At 43.4% G+C, this 19,687-nt stretch carries 18 protein-coding genes; 6 read left to right on the plus strand and 12 right to left on the minus strand.

Annotated features, from left to right (window positions below; translation table 11 throughout):
- Positions 1 to 352 precede the first annotated feature (352 nt).
- The 4 genes from H626_RS0109940 to H626_RS0109960 form a co-directional block, all read right to left on the minus strand.
- Positions 353 to 1,057, minus strand: coding sequence for a Crp/Fnr family transcriptional regulator (locus H626_RS0109940; protein WP_027109228.1), 705 nt, complete (start codon positions 1,055 to 1,057; stop codon positions 353 to 355).
- Positions 1,058 to 1,684: 627 nt separating this feature from the next.
- Positions 1,685 to 2,242 (minus strand): Dps family protein, encoded by a 558-nt coding sequence (locus H626_RS0109950; protein ID WP_027109229.1) that lies wholly within the window; start codon positions 2,240 to 2,242, stop codon positions 1,685 to 1,687.
- 468 nt (positions 2,243 to 2,710) lie between these two features.
- Positions 2,711 to 3,568 (minus strand): aldo/keto reductase, encoded by an 858-nt coding sequence (locus H626_RS0109955; protein WP_027109230.1) that lies wholly within the window; start codon positions 3,566 to 3,568, stop codon positions 2,711 to 2,713.
- Between the two features lie 189 nt (positions 3,569 to 3,757).
- Positions 3,758 to 4,972 (minus strand): cation:proton antiporter, encoded by a 1,215-nt coding sequence (locus H626_RS0109960; RefSeq protein WP_027109231.1) that lies wholly within the window; start codon positions 4,970 to 4,972, stop codon positions 3,758 to 3,760.
- A gap of 241 nt (positions 4,973 to 5,213) precedes the next feature.
- Here H626_RS0109960 and H626_RS0109965 point away from each other — a divergent pair, with 241 nt between their 5' ends.
- Positions 5,214 to 6,122, plus strand: coding sequence for a Gfo/Idh/MocA family protein (locus H626_RS0109965; protein ID WP_027109232.1), 909 nt, complete (start codon positions 5,214 to 5,216; stop codon positions 6,120 to 6,122).
- A 235-nt stretch (positions 6,123 to 6,357) separates the two neighbouring features.
- Here H626_RS0109965 and recQ read toward each other — a convergent pair whose 3' ends face one another.
- The 8 genes from recQ to gcvT all read right to left on the minus strand — a co-directional run bounded on the left by recQ (position 6,358) and on the right by gcvT (position 14,682).
- Complete coding sequence (recQ, locus tag H626_RS0109970) at positions 6,358 to 8,547, minus strand: DNA helicase RecQ (protein ID WP_027109233.1); 2,190 nt, start codon at positions 8,545 to 8,547, stop codon at positions 6,358 to 6,360.
- 25 nt (positions 8,548 to 8,572) lie between these two features.
- Entirely contained in the window at positions 8,573 to 9,157 is a 585-nt protein-coding gene (locus H626_RS0109975; protein ID WP_027109234.1) for an SdpI family protein, read from the minus strand.
- Positions 9,147 to 9,422 carry an autorepressor SdpR family transcription factor gene (locus H626_RS0109980; protein WP_035619236.1) on the minus strand — a complete coding sequence of 92 codons (276 nt, stop codon included), beginning with the start codon at positions 9,420 to 9,422 and terminating at the stop codon, positions 9,147 to 9,149. Before H626_RS0109980 ends, H626_RS0109975 begins: the two co-directional genes overlap by 11 nt.
- A gap of 211 nt (positions 9,423 to 9,633) precedes the next feature.
- Positions 9,634 to 9,786 carry a hypothetical protein gene (locus H626_RS11525; RefSeq protein ID WP_156883315.1) on the minus strand — a complete coding sequence of 51 codons (153 nt, stop codon included), beginning with the start codon at positions 9,784 to 9,786 and terminating at the stop codon, positions 9,634 to 9,636.
- A gap of 489 nt (positions 9,787 to 10,275) precedes the next feature.
- Positions 10,276 to 11,739: an aminomethyl-transferring glycine dehydrogenase subunit GcvPB gene (gene gcvPB / locus H626_RS0109985; RefSeq protein WP_027109236.1), complete on the minus strand. Its 1,464-nt coding sequence runs from the start codon at positions 11,737 to 11,739 to the stop codon at positions 10,276 to 10,278.
- On the minus strand, positions 11,736 to 13,088 hold the full coding sequence (gcvPA, locus tag H626_RS0109990) for an aminomethyl-transferring glycine dehydrogenase subunit GcvPA (RefSeq protein ID WP_027109237.1): 1,353 nt from the start codon (positions 13,086 to 13,088) through the stop codon (positions 11,736 to 11,738). The genes gcvPB and gcvPA overlap by 4 nt, the downstream gene beginning before the upstream one ends.
- Before the next feature lie 41 nt (positions 13,089 to 13,129).
- A complete protein-coding gene (gcvH, locus tag H626_RS0109995) occupies positions 13,130 to 13,516 on the minus strand; it encodes a glycine cleavage system protein GcvH (protein WP_027109238.1) in 387 nt (128 codons plus the stop codon).
- Positions 13,513 to 14,682, minus strand: coding sequence for a glycine cleavage system aminomethyltransferase GcvT (gcvT, locus tag H626_RS0110000; protein ID WP_342664985.1), 1,170 nt, complete (start codon positions 14,680 to 14,682; stop codon positions 13,513 to 13,515). The genes gcvH and gcvT overlap by 4 nt, the downstream gene beginning before the upstream one ends.
- Positions 14,683 to 14,996: 314 nt before the next feature.
- Here gcvT and H626_RS0110005 point away from each other — a divergent pair, with 314 nt between their 5' ends.
- The 5 genes from H626_RS0110005 (at position 14,997) to wrbA (ending at position 18,472) form a co-directional block, all read left to right on the plus strand.
- Positions 14,997 to 15,458 carry a MarR family winged helix-turn-helix transcriptional regulator gene (locus H626_RS0110005; RefSeq protein WP_035619240.1) on the plus strand — a complete coding sequence of 154 codons (462 nt, stop codon included), beginning with the start codon at positions 14,997 to 14,999 and terminating at the stop codon, positions 15,456 to 15,458.
- Positions 15,459 to 15,561: 103 nt separating this feature from the next.
- Complete coding sequence (locus H626_RS0110010) at positions 15,562 to 16,494, plus strand: ring-cleaving dioxygenase (protein ID WP_027109241.1); 933 nt, start codon at positions 15,562 to 15,564, stop codon at positions 16,492 to 16,494.
- Positions 16,495 to 16,512: 18 nt separating this feature from the next.
- A complete protein-coding gene (locus H626_RS0110015) occupies positions 16,513 to 17,121 on the plus strand; it encodes a flavin reductase family protein (RefSeq protein WP_027109242.1) in 609 nt (202 codons plus the stop codon).
- A 37-nt stretch (positions 17,122 to 17,158) separates the two neighbouring features.
- Entirely contained in the window at positions 17,159 to 17,779 is a 621-nt protein-coding gene (locus H626_RS0110020; RefSeq protein ID WP_027109243.1) for an alpha/beta hydrolase, read from the plus strand.
- 87 nt (positions 17,780 to 17,866) lie between these two features.
- Positions 17,867 to 18,472: an NAD(P)H:quinone oxidoreductase type IV gene (gene wrbA / locus H626_RS0110025; RefSeq protein WP_027109244.1), complete on the plus strand. Its 606-nt coding sequence runs from the start codon at positions 17,867 to 17,869 to the stop codon at positions 18,470 to 18,472.
- The last annotated feature ends 1,215 nt before the right edge of the window (positions 18,473 to 19,687 follow it).

A 19,687-nucleotide genomic window follows, 5' to 3' on the forward strand; every position in this document is an offset into this window, starting at 1 on the left:
TTTTATCAGCAACAACTCTACTACCTGTTGCCTCTTTCTCTTCTAACTCTAGTCTATCGAATTTCCGGCAATGATGAATTGATGCGCATCAAGTTTCTCTTATCTTTTTTTAGGTCTTAGCTATACATTTTCTCTGGTCTTTTACTCTTATCAGACTGCTTACACTAGCAACCAAACTCTGGCCAGCACCTCAAACTTTCTATTCCTTTTTTGAGTGAAATCGATTGATGACTCCAGTACCCAGAATTAGAAGTGCTGATCTGTTTGTCAACTAAAAGAAATTCCAGTAATTAGCATATTACACTGAGGTGATCCCCGTCCGCCTTTTACGTGTTGGTCTTATTCTCTATCTTTATTCACTGTATAGTAGGAGATCATCTAGATCAGTGATCTTGATTTTTTTCCCTGGAAGCTGTTGGATATGACCCTCAGCCTCCAATTTCTTGAATTTACGACTGATCGTCTCAGGTGTTGTCCCCAAGTAAGAGGCAATTTCTTTTTTCGCCATGGGAAGGGTAAATGTAGGAGTGTTACCCATTTCAGGATCCACATTTTCTTCCAAAAACAAGATCAACCGAGTCAGTACATTTTCCGAGGCTACCTGTGCGGTTTGTCGCTCCGAATTTTCTAAGCGCTGGGACATTTCCGCAAGCAATTTTAAAGAAATAGCTGGATACTGTTTTAGAAATACTTGTATATCTTTTTGGTGAATCATGCAGACAACTGTGTCCCGGGTGGCTTCAGCATATTCCTCGCGCTCTGCCTCTGGATTGAAAAGGGACCATTCCCCTGTAAAGTCCCCAGGGTTAAGAATGCGGACCAGTTGTTCTCTGCCAGCTTCGGATAAGCGATAAATACGGACTTTTCCTCGATTGACGATGTATAAGGTATCATCTCTTTCTTTCGGTCGAAACAGGATCTCCCCTTTTTTATAATGGCTCGTGTGGGCTTTTTCAGCGATATAATCCATGGAGCTGTCTCCTAAATGATTAAAAATGGGAACAGAACGGATACAGGGTGCATGGTTACCTAATTCGTGGGGGCTGATTTTAGTCAATTATTCCGTCTCCTTTATATTCTTTGTGAATAAGGCTCTGTCTTGCTCCTTTTTATTTTATCCTTCATTTTCTACTTTCTACTAATGAGAATGGCTTACAGTCAGAATTCCAACTTTTTTCTTTTTGATGTCGCCTCTCTAGCTTACTGTCTTGAGTATATCTGTTGCATCTATTAATAAAATTGACGGGGATAAAGAAGTGACTTTGTTTTTTCCTGCAGATGGAGGAAAGTCCGCACGATACTAGGCGAATAGACCCGAATGGATCTCTGTATACTTTATCCTCCGTAAACTAGCTGAAGCTATATGATCTCGACGGGCGTACTAGTTTTTAACCCCATTTCAGAAATGGCTGCAGACATACCGGTAGACTATTGAACAGAAAGTACGGGCAACTATTGTATTTGCCTGTACTTTATAAAAAATAAAACAATTAGGAACTGGAAGAAATCCAGTACCCAATTGTTTATCTTTCAGTAGTTTCATTCTGCTTTTTTTAAAGCGTAGCAGCATTGATGCAACTACTGATCCCAAACGATTCTTTCATTGTCAACCTGGATCCTTCTGCTTTCCTGTTGTTCTATTCGCTTTGCTTTGTCTTCATTTTTAGAAATGATCACGAAAGACTTAGTCTTCGTCATCTTCATAAGCATCGTCATCTTCCAATGCTTCTTTTCCAATGAAGGCCTGAAGCATCCAAATGTTTTTATCTAAATCCATTTTAAAGGCAATCAGTGTATCTTCTAATGTGTCATCGCCCTCATCTTGTGCTAAGCGGATAGCGCGAATCGTCAGTTCTCGGGTACTTCTAAAATCTTCGATGATATTATCGACCATTTTTTCTGCTTTAGAGTATTTATCGACTGCAGCTTCTGACAGCATAGAATATTTTTCGAATTCAGTCGTTGTAGAGGCTGGTTTATGGCCGGAAGCAATCAGACGTTCCGCAATTTTATCAAACCATTTTTCATTTTCATCATACAATTCTTCAAATTTTTCATGTAGCGTGAAAAATTCTGGGCCTTTTACGTACCAATGATATTGGTGCAATTTCACGTGCAATGTGTGCAGATTGCCTAAGAGATGATCCGCAATGGCCGCCGCATTGATTTTAGTGTGATGTACATGCTCTTTGTGTTCTTGTTCTGCTTCGAGTCTTTCTTGTGCAGATTTATTTTCAGTCATGATCCATTCCTCCTATAGTTTTAAAAAATTATTTTCTTTTTTCTGTTTATTTGTTTCCTGCTGTCTTTATTTTCCGCCTCCCTTTTTCCTTTGTTGAGTTCAGTATAGGACAGAGTTCCATAAAAGAAATTGACGGTCATCAAGAAATGGGCTCTTTTCCTATTTAATAGTGGGTTCTTTTTTCAGTGTGTTTTACAGATGCAAAAAACAAGTCCCTTTAAATCGCGTTGAGCCTTACCGAGTACCGCCAAATCATTTCCGGTTGATCCTCTACTCATTTCTCAATAACTGAGAAGATTTCGTAGTTCTGGAGATCACGATCGATCCCCCGCCTAACTAAACTTTGTCTATATAAAAAAACAGTAGGCAGAAACCTTAAAAGGGTTTCTGCCTACTGTAGCTTATCGTAAATCTATTTTATGAATAGCATTCTTACATGCATTTCAAAAAGAGATCCGTTTTTTTGCACTATCTTGCTTTAAAATCAGTAGGTTTTTCGAATTCTTCATAGCTTAAGCTATCGATATAGTTCATATCTTCTGAAGTGATTTCAAAATCGAAGATGTCTGCATTTTCTTTGATGCGATTTTCGTGTACGGATTTTGTTAACGGTAGGAAGTTGTGTTGCAGGCTCCATCTCAACAAGAGTTGTGCAACGCTTTTTCCATATTTTTCTGTCATTGCTTGAATTTTTTCGTCCGCAGTCATTTGTTTGATCGGTGAAAGTGGTGACCATGCTTCCACAACCATATCGTGTTGACGGCTAAGTTCTACTGTATCTTCTTGAAGTACACCAGGGTGTAGGCGGATTTGGTTGACCATCGGTTTGATCCGGCAGTTCTCCATAATGTTTTCTATGTGGGGGATCGTGAAGTTACTGATCCCGATAGATTTCAATTTTCCTTCTTCATACATATCTTCTAAAGCGCGCCATGTATCGATATTGTCTTGTTTCCACTTGTCGCCTTCTCCACGTTCTTTCACAATAGGCCAGTGGATCAAAAATAAATCAAGGTAATCTAGATCTAATTTACGCAAAGATTCTTCGATTGCTTTACGTGCTGCATCGTATCCATGTTCGGTATTATCCAATTTACTGGTAACGAACAATTCTTCACGTGGTACGCCACACTCTTTAATGCCTTTGCCCACGTATTCTTCATTTCTGTACATTTCAGCTGTATCGATGTGACGGTATCCCGCTTTCACGGCATGTTTCACGCCTGTTGTTGCTTCGTTCGGATCGGTCACCTGCCATGTTCCGTAACCTAAAACTGGAATTTTCACTCCATTTGCTAATGTAAATGTATCAGTAATACTTTGCATTGATAAAGTTCCCCCTCTTATTTATAAAGAAATCGCTCTCTATTCTCTATTATACAGAATTTCTCGTACATTAAAAAAGAATGTGCTCATTTCTTTGAAATTATTTTTTACAGACTGTAGACTCCCGTTGTTTTTTTCTTCAATTGAATCATTCTACACAGGGTATCGTTCTCATCAGGCTTATACTGCTCACTCTTTTAACTCTCCCGCTAAAACAAATGCTTTTTTCGCAATGATCACTGCGATAACTTCGTTGATGATTGCAGCTGCGGCAATCGTTCCCCCTATGATGGAAGCCAACTCCGGAGCGACCGGCATCAGCATATTTGTGGCGATACTCGTAAAAACTAAAGAAACGCCCGAATGCGGAAGCAGCGTCAGCCCAAGGTATTTTCGTACAGTTGGTTCTGAATGTGACAATTTTGCACCTAAATAGGTTCCATAATATTTCCCAAACGCTCGCGAAATAATATAAAGAAATGTATACAAGCCCGCACCCAAAATCAATTGATAATTTAATGGCGCACCCAGATTGATGATAAATAAAATGAAAGATAAATTCAGAATGGGCGCAAACCCGTTTAATGCTTTTCCTAATTTCTCTTCTGGAATAGTATTTGCCAACACTGCAGAAAAAGCCATTCCCATAAGCAAATAGTTTAACAGCGGCTCTTCCATAAAACCGTTAGCTAGGTGACCGATCCCTGTTGTCAGTAAAATAAAAAACAGCAACAAGATCACAAGTATTCGTTGATCCGTGACAGATTGAACGGCTTTTCCCGCAATCTTCCCTACGATAGCCCCAATGATCAGTGGAACAACTAACATGATCGGGATCAGCAGCAAGGAGCCTCCTGAAGTAAAGACCAAACTTGAAAGAAGTGCTATCAAGGTGAAAAACACTGCAGTCGCTGCTAAATCATCTAATGCCGCGACCATCAGTAGAGCTGAAGACACTGGTCCTTTTGTTTTGTATTCACTGATGATCGATAATGCTGGGACAGGAGCAGTCGCTAGGGCGATCCCACCAAATAACAAAGCAAGATAGAGTGGGATATCCTGCAACCAAAACAACAGTCCAAAAGTGGTGGAAACGACTAAAAAAGTCCCCATAGACTCCATGATCGTTATTGTGATGATAGCTTTTCCGGATTTTTTGATTTTCCACCATATCAATTCACTTCCGACCATGATCCCCACAGTTGTTTCAAATATGCTCATAAATGAACCGTACCAAGGTGTACTCAATAAAGGCTCATTCATGAGATTCAACGCATACGGTCCCATTAGCATCCCCGTAAGCAACCAGCCAATAATCGATGGCAACTTCACTCGAGCAACCAACTTTCCAGCTAAGATAGCAACAATTAAAGTGAGCAGCCATCTAGAAACTAACGCCAACATCTTCTCATCCTCTTTCTCTCCATTTATTGATCAAAATCAAATCATAGCATGTTTTCATTCTTCTTTCAATTTACCCTTAGTACTATATGCGACTGGAATAACTGACCCTTCCTGCACATATCACCTCCCATCACTGAATGAAACAAGCCGGAAACAGTAGCTTCTTTTCCTTTTTTTGGTAAAATGGGTAGCGTAAGCAAGATAAAGGGAGCGACACCATTGAAACTGGAGGAATGTAGAAATGAGAATTGGAATCATTGGATTGGGAGATATTGCTGAGAAGGCCTACTTGCCTATCTTGACAGCACATGAAAAAATTGAGCTGGTGCTTTGCACACGCAACGGGGAGACCTTGAGACATTTTGCTGAGAAATATCGGATCAAAGAAGCAGTTCGATCGGTCGAAGAGTTGATTGCAAAAGATGTGGAGGCGGTTTTTGTGAGTGCCGCTACTGTAGCACATTATCCTTTGGCTAAGAAGTTACTGGAAGCGGGGATCTCTATTTATGTGGATAAGCCGTTGTCACTGCATTTTGAAGAAAGCGAAGAACTGGTACAGTTGGCAAAAGAAAAAGGTGTGACGGCAATGGTCGGCTTCAATCGCCGGTTTGTTCCACGAATCGCAGAACTGAAAGAAGCCGGGAAACCTGATTTAGTCTTGATCCAGAAAAACCGTTACCAATTACCGGATCATGCCCGCCGTTTTATCGTGGAAGATTTCATCCATGTAGTCGATACCTTGCGTTTCTTGATGGATACACCTGTCACAGACATTTCAGTCCAATTTAAGGAGCGAGAAGGAATACTCTTGAATGTTGTGATCGAATTGTCCGGAGAGGGCGTTACAGCGATCGGCATCATGAACCGCAATAATGCCGTCACGGAAGAAATCGTCGAATACATGACCCCGGAAAAGAAATTTCGTGTGGAAGGATTATATGAAACAACGGTCTTTCAAAATAAAGACACAAACAAGATCACTGCTGGTGACTGGGAACCCACTTTGGCCAAACGCGGTTTTTATGACTTGATCGATCACTTCCTTGATGCAGTCGAAAAGAAAACCGATACGAACCCCTCGTTTGCCGATTCACTTGAGACCCACCGCGTCTGTGAAGAGATCGTTAAGAAAATTGAAGGAAAAAACTAACATAAGAAAAAAGTGTCCACTAGCATATTGCTAGCGGACACTTTTTTGTTCTCCTATAGGAATCGGGACTTTCTGCTTAGTTTTCTACCGCTGAGTGGCTCGATCCGGAGCGTTACTGGACTTTACTCTCGTTCAGTTGCTCGCAGTGTCCGGATTCGTTTCGAATCGGGACTTTCCGCTTGGTTTTCAACTGCTAAGTGGCTCGATCCGGAGCGTTACTGGACTTTACTCTCGTTCAGTTGCTCGCAGTGTCCGGATTCGTTTCGAATCGGGACTTTCCGCTTGGTTTGGCGAGGACAAATTTGATTTGTTCGTACGTGATCGTGGAATCAACTGCTTCTTTGATCGGTTTGAGGAATTCTGCTCCTTCAGTCTCGATGGCTGCCAGGATTTCTGACTCTACTTCTGGAGGAACTAATCGTTGATAGTCGAGTGTTTCTCCTCTTTCTAACGCTTTTGCTAAATGATTGCTGATCGTCGTTGCGGTGTACCCGCGTTGTTTGGCGATTTCTTCTAGCGTCGCTCCTCCTTCAAACAGCGAAACGGTTTCGAGAACGGTATCGCCTGAGAAGCCTGTCGCTGGTCGTTCTTGGGTCACCGTTTCAACAGAAACATTTTCTGAGCGCAACGCTTGCGTGTCGAGCTCGTTTTCGGCGACGTAAGCTTGGATCAAGTGTAAAAACTCTGCGCCATACGCTTCTAATTTCGCGGCGCCTACACCATTGATGTCCAAAAATTCAGCTTCACTCACCGGAAATTTAGCGGCCATGTCCAGTAAACTTTTGTCAGTAAAAACTATGAACGGAGGCTTGCCCATTTCAGTGGCAAACTTTGTCCGCAACTGGCGTAGTTGTTCAAATAGCTGATTGTCTACCTTTTCAATGGTTTCTATTGTTTTGGAATGTGTAGACTTGTTCACTTCTAACGATTTCTGCATCGATAGCGATATTTTTGCATGCAGTAAATCCGGTGTTTTTTCCGTAAATTGTAAAATCGGATACTGCTCGCTTCCTAAGCTGAGGTAATCTTCGCTCACCATGATTGAAATCATGTCTTTGATTTCATTGTCGCTCTGATCGGTCAGGATCCCGTGTGTGCTCAATTCATCAAATCCGAGCTGTTTAATGCGTTTCGTGTTTTTTCCACGTAACACGTCCGTTACCAATCCTGTTCCATAGAGTTGGTTCATGCGATAGATACACGATAAAATCTTCTGGGAAGGAACGGTGATATCCACTGTCACCGATTCTCCGTCACAAGTCGAGCAGTTTTCACATTCGTTCCATTCTACTGTTTCATTGAAATACTTCAACAGTGTCTTACGTAGGCAACTTCCAGTTTTACAGTACAGGATCATCGCATTCAAGTTTTTTTGAGCATGCGGTGAATTGCCTTGTTCGATCAGCAGTTTACTCGTTAAAATATCCTGTGCGGAATAAAACAAGACGGCTTCCGCTGGTGCACCGTCTCGTCCGGCACGACCGGCTTCTTGGTAATAACTTTCTAAATCTAACGGCATGTTGAAATGGACCACTTTGCGCACGTTCGATTTGTCGATTCCCATTCCAAATGCATTGGTCGCGACCATGATCGGTTTGCGATCGAACAAGAAATCGTCCTGATTTTTTGTCCGTTCCTGCGCTGAGATGCCGGCATGGTAATGCGTGACTGGATAGCGTTTTTTATTTAATGCCGCATAGACTTTCTCGACATTTTTACGCGTGTTGCAGTATATGATCGTCGCTTCTTCCTTGTCCACTACGCGAAACAATTCATCCATTTTCTTTCGTGGTTTTTTGACCGCAAAATACAAATTCGGTCGGTCGAAGCTAGCGATATGCTGCAAGGGGTCCTGTAATCTCAATTGGAAAATGATGTCTGCTCGAACGCGCTCAGTAGCTGTTGCAGTAAAACCGGCTACTGAGGGGCGCACAGGTAATGCTTCAATGAATTGTGGAATCGCTTGGTAACTGGGTCTGAAATCATGTCCCCACTGCGAGACACAGTGCGCTTCGTCTACGGCAATCAAATTCAAGTGCCAGTGTTGCGCCTGCCATTTAAACGAATCATTTCCGAGACGTTCAGGTGAAACGTACAGTAGATCCAGCAAACCTGCGTTGGCTTCGGCAAAAATCGCTTGCTGTTCGGGGTAAGAAAGCTGGCTGTTTATATAAGCGGCACGGATGCCCATCGTCTGCAAGGTATCGACTTGGTCTTTCATCAGCGAAATAAGTGGCGAGATGACTAGTGTCATTCCTTTTTGGGTGACGGCCGGGATTTGGTAACAGACGGATTTCCCGCCCCCTGTCGGCATGATGCCCAATGCATCTTTTCCAGAAAGTATGGCTTCGATGAGTTCTTGTTGGCCGGGTCGGAAGGTGTCGTAGCCATAGTAATGTTTTAGTGAGTCTAAAATAGTCGTCATAAATCCTCCAAAGTGTGTGTTTTGATCAGTGTTGGTAATAAAACCAGAGCGAGTAAACGCTTGGAATTGCTATCCAGGTCAGGATCCCACCTGTCGCAACAATTTCTACGGGCACTCCAAATAGTAAAGCAAACACCATCCCAAATGCAATCGGAAAAGTGCTGTAGCCGAGGATGCGGTGAGCAACATTCCAGGTCGCTTCATCTCGAATGGTCCACGGCAAACGCAGCCCCATATAGCGATTGAAAGGGATTTTTGGCGCAACATTTCCGATGATCACCATGATCGCGAGTGTAAATACAAAAGCTACCACATCATCGTTGCTTTCCATCATCTCTTCAAAACCGGGAAACCAGATCAGGGCGCTGAACAAAACCGCAAACAATAAAATGAAGAAGCGGTTGAGTCGGCGCATCGTTTTGACTTTGGGATTGTCTGGTGAAAGTTTCGCGATTCTCGGGGTGTACCAGTCAAGTAAAAATAAGATCATTAGAACTAAAATACCCATGAGGATCAATATTGGCTGGCTTTGACCGACAAAAAATCCCAGTGCTAAAATCACAATTGCGAGTAGAGTTATGATCCCGATCGATTCTGGTTTACTTTTCATGTCCATTCTCCTTTTCAAATACATTCATAAACTCGCTGAGAGCTCCTTGTAAGACAGTTAGATTGATCGAATACATGCGGTATTGTCCCTGTTTTTCCCACGAAACGAGTTCCGCGCCGCGTAATATATCCAAGTGTTTCGAAATGGCCGGTTTGGACATCTCAAACTGTTCCGCGATCTCTCCGGCCGTTTTATCTCCGTCACGCAATAACTTGAGTATCTCACGCCTGGTCGGATCGCTCAGTGCTTTAAATACGCCTCCCAAAAAAATCAGCTCCTTTTCATTGGTTTCTGTCGTTCATTGCTTAGTAAAGAAACTATGTAGCGGTAACGTTTAACCATTTAGTTAACTATATAATAACCAATCAACACTCACTAGTCAAGCTCTATTCCCGTCTACTTTCTTTTTTCTTTAGACCCTGCTTTCTGGTAACTTTTCCCTGTTTTTCCAGTGAAGTTGACCGTATCATAACCAATCAGGCAACTTTTACACACCTACCTCTTGAAGTTGACCGTATCATAGCCAATCGGGCAACTTCTACACAGCCTACCTCTAGAGTTGACCGTATCATAGCCAATCGGGCAACTTCTACACAGCCTACCTCTAGAGTTGACCGTATCATAGCCAATCAGGCAACTTCTACAAGTCTACCCTTTGAAGTTGACTGTATCACAGCCAATCAAGCAACTTTTACACACCTACCTCTTGAAGTTGACTGTATCATAGCCAATCGGGCAACTTCTACACAGCCTACCTCTAGAGTTGACCGTATCATAGCCAATCAGGCAACTTCTACACAGACTACCTCTAGAGTTGACCGTATCGTAGCCAATCAGGCAACTTCTACAAGTCTACCCTTTGAAGTTGACCGTATCGCAACCAATCAGGCAACTTTTTCCTCTATTGCCCATGATTTTTCCTGAACCAAACCCAATCAGCCGTCTTTTTCCTCTATCTATCCTGAAATTACCGGAATCGCCGCAGTTTTGAATACTCAACAAGGAAAGAAAGGCTAGGCCTTTCTTTTCCTTCTAAAACTATGCAGGCAACTTGACTAGCGGTCTCAGCACATAAAAAAGAGTGAGCGTCGGGCTCACCCTTTCCTACTTGTGTTTCCTTAATTTTCTTCTGGTTTTGTATAGCGCACGATCGGCTTGCGTGCAGCCGTGACTTCATCCAGTCGGCGGACCGCTTTGTTGTGCGGCGCATTCAACACCACTTCGGGCGTCTCTTCTGCTTCGTGTGCGATCTCGATCATCACGTCCGCAAATGCATCCAGCACTTCTTTCGCTTCCGTTTCCGTCGGCTCGATCATGATGCATTCTTCCACGATCAAAGGGAAATAAACCGTTGGCGCATAGAATCCAAAGTCCAACAATCGTTTGGCGATATCCAACGTCCGCACACCTAATTTTTTCTGGCGTTTCCCGGACAGCACAAATTCATGCTTCGAGTGCTGTCCATAGGGTGTGTCAAAGTACGGTTCCAAACGTTTCTTCAAATAATTCGCATGCAATACTGCACTTTCAGATACCTGTTTCAATCCGTCTGGGCCCATCGTTAAGATATACGCATAGGCGCGAACATTGACCCCGAAGTTTCCGAAGTAACCTTTCACCCGTCCGATCGAGCGTGGCAATTCTTTCAATACATACTGCTCGCCTTCTTTTGCGATCAAAGGTGATGGTAAATAAGGAGCCAAGTGTTCTTTCACACCTACCGGACCGGATCCGGGTCCCCCACCTCCGTGTGGTGTACTAAATGTTTTGTGTAGATTCAAGTGGACCACATCAAAGCCCATTTCGCCTGGATCCGTTTTACCCAAGATGGCATTTGCGTTCGCTCCATCATAATAAAGTAACCCGCCCACTTCGTGGATGATCTCAGCCATTTCGACAATATCTGTTTCAAATAATCCAAGTGTATTTGGATTGGTCAGCATCAAGCCTGCCGTATCGGATCCTGCAGCTGCTTTCAACGCAGCCAAATCCACAGTCCCTCTTTCATTCGATGGGATTTCTACCACATCAAAACCGGCAATAATGGCGCTCGCAGGATTGGTTCCGTGAGCCGAATCGGGGACGAATATTTTCTTGCGCTGCGCTCTTTCACCTTTTTCCTCAAAGTATTTTTTGAAGATCAACAGACCCGTCCATTCGCCTTGGGCACCAGCGGCCGGTTGCAAAGTGATGGCATCCATTCCCGTAACGACTTTCAAGTCTTCCTGTAGGTTATACATCAATTCATAGGCACCTTGGACCGTTTCAGCTGCTTGATAGGGGTGGATCGCAGAGAAACCAGGGTAGCGTGCGACGACTTCATTGACTTTGGGATTGTATTTCATCGTACACGAACCCAGTGGATAAAAGCCTGTCTCGACTCCAAAGTTCTTATTGGATAAGGAAGTATAATGCCGCATCAATTGCAATTCAGAAACCTCCGGCAATCCTGGTTCCGCTTGACGTACCAGATGAGCAGGTAACTCAGCGGCCAGATCATACAGCGGTGTTTCATCTGTGGGCAAACTATAGGCAACACGTCCAGGAGTAGACAATTCAAAAATCAACTCATCTCCAGTCATACGCGGTCAACCTCCTCTAATGCATCGGCAAAGGCTTCGATTTCAGCTTTGGTCCGTTTTTCTGTGACACACACGAGCAAACTATGATCAGACTCCATAAATCCGGACACATCAAAACCTCCGATAAAGCCTTTAGCTAACAAAGCCTGATTGATTTCTGCGATCGGTTTATTGGTCTCGACCACGAACTCATTAAAGAAAGTCGCTTTGTTGTGAACAAAGAAACCTTTTTCGGTCAGTTTTTGGGCTAAATAATGTGCTTTATTGACATTTTGCTGCGCCATTTCGCGGATCCCCTGCTTGCCTAAAGCTGTCATGGCGACAGAAGAAGCCAGTGCATTCAATGCCTGGTTGGAACTCATATTCGAAGTCGCTTTTTCCCGGCGAATATGCTGCTCGCGTGTCTGGAGTGTCATCACAAACCCGCGTTTGCCTTCCGTATCGACGGTTTGCCCTACGATCCGGCTTGGTACTTTACGGATAAGCTTCTTGTTGACAGTGAAATAGCCACAGTGGGGCCCGCCAAATGACATCGGGATACCCAAGGGTTGCATATCTCCGACAACGATATCCGCTCCCAAATTCCCCGGAGCTTCCAGTAAACCTAACGCCAACGGATTAGATACAACGATCAATAAAGCTTTTGTGTCTGCCAGCATCATTTTGATTTCTTTTAAATCTTCGATCGATCCAAAGAAATTCGGATATTGAACGACTACGGCACCCGTTTCGCCATCTAATTTGGCTTTCAGTTCTTCTAAATCGGTGATATCTTCGACCAATCCGATCTCTTCCACTGCATATTCCATTCCGTAAGCATACGTATGCACGACTTCACGCGCTTGGGGATGTATCGCTTTCGACAACAATACTTTTGGTTTCTTCGTAACGGAGGTCGCTAAGTTACATGCTTCCCCCAATGAAGCAAAGCCATCATATAAAGAAGAGTTACTCACTTCCATTCCCGTCAACTCGCAGATCATCGTTTGGAATTCAAACAACGCCTGCAGTTCCCCTTGACTGGCTTCCGGTTGGTACGGTGTATACGCCGTTAAAAATTCTGAGCGTGAAATAACGGCATCCACGACGCTCGGAATATAGTGGTCATACGTCCCTGCTCCTAAAAAGAGAGGCAGTTCATCTGCTGTTTTGTTTCTGGCAGCCATCTGACTTAAGAAACGGGTAAGTTCTGTCTGTGCTAACGCCGGTTTTAACTGCATCGGTTCTTTTGTCCGCACAGATTCAGGTAAATCGGCAAATAATTCATCGATCGATGAAATACCAATGACATCCATCATCTCTTTGCGGTCTTGTTCCGTATCCGGCAAATAGTGGTGCTGTTTGGTCATGCGTTTCCCTCCTTGCATTTCAGGTTTTCCATTCGCTATTCTTATAAGTTTTCGATGTATGTTTCGTATTCATCATACGTCATGAGATCTGCCTTGCTGAAAGGTCCAGGCGTTTTCACTTCCATCAACCACCCTTGCGCAAACGCATCTTCATTCAACAATTCTGGCTTGTCTTCCAGCTCACTATTCACTTTTGCCACCGTTCCACTAACAGGAGAATACACTTCTGAAGAAGATTTCACGGATTCTACAGTCCCGAATTCAGCCTCTTTCAATACCTCACTGTCCACTTCAGGCAATTCCACAAAAACGATATCTCCCAATTGCTCCACTGCATAGTCGGAAATCCCAACACGCACATGGTCCTCCTCGATCAATTCTACCCATTCGTGATCTTTTGAAAATAAACACACTTTTTTATCTGTCATTCTTTTTGCCCCTCTCTGTTTTCTTTTTTATAAAATGGTTTCTTGATGATTTTTGCCTTGGCTTCCTTCTTACGGATCTGGATAACGATCTCGGTGCCCACTTTTGCGTAAGCCTTTTTCAACCGGGCCATGCCGATCACTTTATCTAAAGTCGGAGATTTCGTTCCCGACGTCACGGTGCCGATTTCTTCCCCTTCTGTATCGACAATGGTGTAGCCCTCTCTGGCAATACCTTTGTCCAGCAATTCGAATCCGCGCGAGACAATTTCCAACCCTGCTTTGCGTTGGCTAGCCAACGCTTCTTTCCCAATAAAATCAGCTTCTTTAGTCGTCTTGACCGCAAAACCGATACCACCTTCTAAAGGCGTAACATCCTCTGATAATTCATGCCCATATAAAGCCATCCCGGCTTCTAGACGCAAGGTATCGCGTGCCCCCAGTCCGCACGGCTGGATTCCATATGCCTCTCCATTATCGAGGAGGGCTTTCCATAATGCCGGAACATCTTCTGCTTTTAAGTACAATTCAAAGCCGTCTTCACCTGTATAACCGGTTCGTGAAAGCAGAATCCCTGAAATCCCTGCAATCGTTGCTTCAGGAAGAAAGGTATACGAACTGAGCGATTCAAATGGAGCCTCGGTCAGTGATCTCAAAATAGTTGCGGAAGCCGGTCCTTGTAAAGCTAGCAATCCGTATCGATCGGAACAATTTTCGATTTTCACACTCTCGGATGCGTGTTGTTGGAACCAGTTGAAGATTTTTTCCGAGTTGCTGGCGTTGGGTGTCACGAGATAGCGTTCGTTGGAATACTTGAACACGATCAGATCATCCAGTGTGCCGCCATCTTCCTTGCAGACTGCGTTGTATTGAGCCTGATCGACTTCCATTTTGGTGACATCGTTCGTGACCAGTCCATTGAGCCAGTCTGTAGCATTGGGCCCCATAACGAAGATCTCGCCCATATGCGAGACGTCAAAGAGTCCCGCTTTCGTGCGGACAGCTTTGTGCTCATCCATGATACCGGTAAACTGAATCGGCAATGCCCAGCCACCAAAGTCTGTCAAACGTATCTGCTGTTCTTGATAGACCGGGTACAGCGGTGTCTTTTTCAAATCCTCTAGTTCAGTGTCTGCCATGTCATCCCTCCACTCTTCTTGTTGATCCATGTATGTAAATTATAGCATTTTACCTCAAAAGTTTACACTAGGAAAGTGTAAATGCACTGAAATATTCCCTGGGTATTTTAGTCTCTCTACTATATCGATCATTCTTTTCCAGCTTGTGTCTTGCCAAAAAAACAGTGGTGGATTCGATTCGCAGTTTCCTATTTTACAATTGATTTTTTGGATGATCTTTTTTATCAGTATGGCCATTTTTTTCTTTTTGCTTCTTCTACTTGACAAGTAGACGGACTCACGGTACACTTATCTCGAATTCGAAATAAATTTATTCGAGATAAATCAGTGAAAGGAGTTGTCTTATGCCGAAAAACTCTATTAACAAAGACGAACAGGATGGTGCTTTGTCCTTGAAACTGTTTGTCGTCCTTTCAAGAGCTGCACAATCAGTCAGAAAGCAAGTCGAAGAAGATATAAAAAGTTACGGCTTGAATCCAACTGAATTTGCCGTTATGGAACTCTTGTATCATAAAGGCGAACAACCGGTTCAAAAAATTGGAGAAAAAGTATTGATCGCATCGAGTAGTATCACTTATGTTGTCGATAAATTGGAGAAAAAACACTACGTCGAACGCAAACCTTGTCCTAGTGATAGACGCGTCACATTTGTCCATATCACCCCAGAAGGATCCTCTTTATTGGATTCAATTTTTCCTCAGCATGAAAAAAGGCTGCAGGAATTATTTAGTCAACTGGATGCCGATCAAAAAATACAACTCAGTGAACAGTTAAAAGATATTGGCTTGTACGCGCAAAAAGCTTGATCCTGTCATCAGTTTTTCTGGTGATTTGATTTTTGACCTACTATCTCGAATTCGTACTATATGAAGCAGGAATAAACATATCCACTAAAGGAGTGAGATCCAGGTGAGCAAATACACGACTGGTATTCATCACATTTCAGCTATTGTTGGCGATCCTCAAGAAACTGTCGACTTTTACGCAACGGTTTTGGGCTTGCGTTTAGTAAAGAAAACTGTGAATTTTGATGACCCGGATACTTATCATCTTTATTTCGGAGATGAGTCGGGTACGCCGGGAACCATCATAACCTTTTTCCCATGGATAAACGGATCTACAGGCCGCATTGGAGATGGTCAAGTCGGTGTCACTTCTTACGTGGTCCCAGAAGGAGCTCTTCCTTATTGGAAAAAACGACTAGAAAAACACGGTCTGATCGTATCGCTAACCGAGCGCTTCAACGAAAAAAACTTGGCGTTCGAAGATCCGCATGGCTTACGTCTAGAAATTGTTGCCAGAGCCCGCGGTAAAAACAGTACGTGGACACCTGAAGAACTATCTCCTGAAACCGCAATTAAAGGGTTCGGTGGTGCGACATTATTTTCACGCAAACCCAAAGAAACTGCTCACTTATTGGAAATGGATATGGGCCTCACAAAATTCGGAGAAGAAAATGACTTTATACGTTTCAGAGCCTCTGGAGACATGGGAAACGTCATTGATTTGAAAGCGACTGCCACGAGAAACGGACTGACCGGTGTCGGAACGGTCCATCACATTGCATGGCGCACAGAAAATGCAGCGGAGCAATCGGAGTGGCAAGACATTTTGCGAAATAAAGGGTATGGAGTTACCCCGGTCAAGGATCGGAATTACTTTACTTCCATTTATTTTAGGGAACGTGGTCAGATCTTGTTTGAAATCGCAACAGATGGGCCCGGTTTTTCACGTGATGAATCAGAAGATACATTGGGTGAACAGTTAATGTTGCCTCCACAACACGAAAAACACAGAGAAAAACTAGAAAGAACATTGATTCCGATCAATGTCCACTATTGATTTTTGAGGAGACACGTCATGCAACCGATAGATCCGAGCTTACTCACAGAACGAGAAAATTATAAATTTTTGACCGGCAGCATCATCCCTCGCCCCATTGCTTTCGTCACCACTTTAGCAGAGGACGGGACAGTAAACGCTGCACCTTTCAGCTATTTTTCCATCGTATCAGCTGATCCTCCCCTGATTTCTTTAGCTATTCAACGGAAAGACGGAGAGCTGAAAGATACGGCGCGCAATATTCGTGCAAAGAAAGAGTTTGTTGTGCACAGTGTTGATAAAGGTATCGTGAGAGGCGTAAATCAGACAGCGGCTAATTTACCGGCAAATGAAAGCGAAATTGCGTTGACACATTTCACTCCTATTGAAAGTACATGTGTAGCTGTTCCCGCTATCTTTGAAGCGAAAGTCCGTATGGAATGTAGGCTGGAAAAAGTAATTGAAATCACTAATAATGATCAGGTCACTGCTGATTTAGTTATTGGAAGAATTGTCCAGTATCATATCGAAGAAGAACTATACAGTAATGGGCGAATCGATCCGCACGGACTCAATGCGGTCAGTCGCTTAGCTGGAATAAATTACGCAGAAATCGGCACACTATTCCCTATAGATAGACCGCTCTAATAGACTTCACGCTTGTTAACTGAGAAGGAGGAATACAATGAACTATATTTACAATCAGGGAAGCAATCCGGATAAACCGGTTTTATTGTTGTTGCACGGGACCGGCGGAAGTGAATTTGACTTACTTCCTTTAGCTGAACGTATCGATCCCGAAGCTTCTGTGTTGAGCGTGCGTGGAAACGTAAATGAAAACGGCATGGTCCGTTATTTCAAACGCTTGCGTCCAGGTGTCTTTGACGAGAAAGATTTAGTCGAACGGACAAAAGAGTTATACGAATTTTTAGATGAAGCCGCTGAAGAACATGCTTTCGACAGAAGGAATATTGTAGCCATCGGTTACTCAAATGGAGCCAATATTGCAGGAAGTCTACTGTTTCATTATGCGGATGCATTCAAAGGCGCTATTCTCCATCATCCGATGGTTCCGATTCACGGGCTAACTCTTCCCGCTTTATCCCATTCGTCTGTTTTGATCACGGCGGGAGAAAATGATCCGATCTGTCCTCCAGAAGAATCGGAAGAATTATATACGCTACTTCAAGAAGCAGGTGCAGAAACGGCCATCCATTGGGAAAACAATGGTCACCAATTAAGCGCAACTGAAATAGAAGCTGCACGCAAATGGTACACAGATCATTCATTTTTAGCGACAGACTGATCAGTCAGTAATCTGTCGAGCACAAAGCAACTGATTTTTTCAGCACCATTATTTCAATACAAACTAATTTTAAAGGAGAGATTTTTAATGGAAAATGTAAAAGTAGCGATTATTTTTTATAGTATGGGTGGAACAAATGTTCAATTGGCAAAATGGGCTGCTGCAGGTGCAGAAGCCGCTGGTGCAGAGGTACGTATTCGCAAGGTCCAAGAATTAGCTCCGGATGCAGTGATCGAGAATAGCTCAGTTTGGAAAACGACGGTTGAAGCAATAAAAGATATTCCAGTGGCAACTTCTGAGGATATCGAGTGGGCAGATGCCTTGATTTTCAGTACTCCTTCACGTTTTGGGACGATGGCTTCCCAGTTGAAACAATTCTTAGATATGCAAGGCGGATTATGGGCAACCGGCAAAACTGTGAATAAAGTAGTCAGTGCTATGTCCTCTGCTCAAAATCCACATGGTGGACAAGAGGCAACGATTTTATCCTTATACACATCAATGATGCATTGGGGCACCATTATTGCGGCTCCTGGATACAGCGATGCGGTATTAGTTAAAGCTGGCGGAAATCCTTATGGTACGAGTGTCAGTGTCGACCAAGATGGTAAAATGGTAGAAGATGTCGAAGATGCTGCAAAATTCCAAGCTAAACGTACGGTAGAAATTGCCAGCAAAATAAAAAACGGTTAATTAGTTAGATAAAGAAAAAACGGGCAGCGAATAAGATTCCATTCGCTGCCCGTTTTTTTATGTGGTTCTATAAACTGAATCATATTGGTGAGTTCTAGCGAACTCTCTGATACGATTGAGTGCAGAATTAAGTGCAGAATCTCCAGGAGTTTTATGACTTTCACTGCAAACTCCTGGAGATTACCTCTTTACTGCACTAGATAGATAGATCGATAGATCGCTCTGCGATTCGGGACACTCCGCTTTTTATATTTTGACTCACTGTCTTGATCGGATTGTTTGCGCGACACTAAGGGGTATCTTTCGTTGAAAAGTGTCTCGATTCATAGTGATACTGGACAGTTAGAGCGCATCTCGCTTGTGAGTGTCCGGATTGATTGCCATTCGGGACACTTCTACACCTTCTGCGAACTGAGTGTCGCGCAAGACTTTCCTTCTGGACTTTACAGAAAAAATCACTGGCTGAGTGTCCCGTTTTAGCTTGGTGCTGGACACTTTTGAAGAATAATTACGGTGAGTGTCCTGATCGATTGCCATTCGGGACACTCAGCTTTTTATATTTAACTCACTGTCTTGATCGGGTTGTTTGCGCGACACTAGGGGATATCTTTCTTTCAAAAATGTCTCGATTCACAGTGATACTGGACAGTTAGAGCACATCTCGCTTGTGAGTGTCCGGATCGACTGCGATTCGGGACACTTCTGCACCTTCTGCGAACTGAGTGTCGCGCAAGACCTTCCTTCTGGACTTTACAGAAAAAATTACTGGCTGAGTGTCCCGTTTTAGCTTGGTGCTGGACACTTTTGAAGGATAATTGCGGTGAGTGTCTCACCCGACTGCGATTCGGGACACTCACCTTCCATTCCACCTCTATAGTGGTCTGAAATCGAGTAGGAGGTAAATAATTAATTTATTTACCGTCCTCTCACACCACCGTACGTACGGTTCCGTATACGGCGGTTCAATATCTTAAGTAAGCAGACTCTGCCAGGTTACGTAGTGAAACTACGTTCCACCGGTAGAGTCTTTTCGTTGTAAGCACCCAATGAACCTCAGGTGTTTTTGACAGTCTCCAGTATTTCTTTCTGGAGTAGCCAATACGCTTAGCACTGTCCATATCTAGACCTAAGCGCATTAATCTGCTAATCTTAGTACGTGGATTTTTCCATCTCTTTAAAATTAGTTGCCTGATTCGGTGATGGAGCCATTGCTCC

The organism is Lacticigenium naphthae DSM 19658, from assembly GCF_000425865.1.
In the GTDB taxonomy this organism is placed as follows: domain Bacteria; phylum Bacillota; class Bacilli; order Lactobacillales; family Carnobacteriaceae_A; genus Lacticigenium; species Lacticigenium naphthae.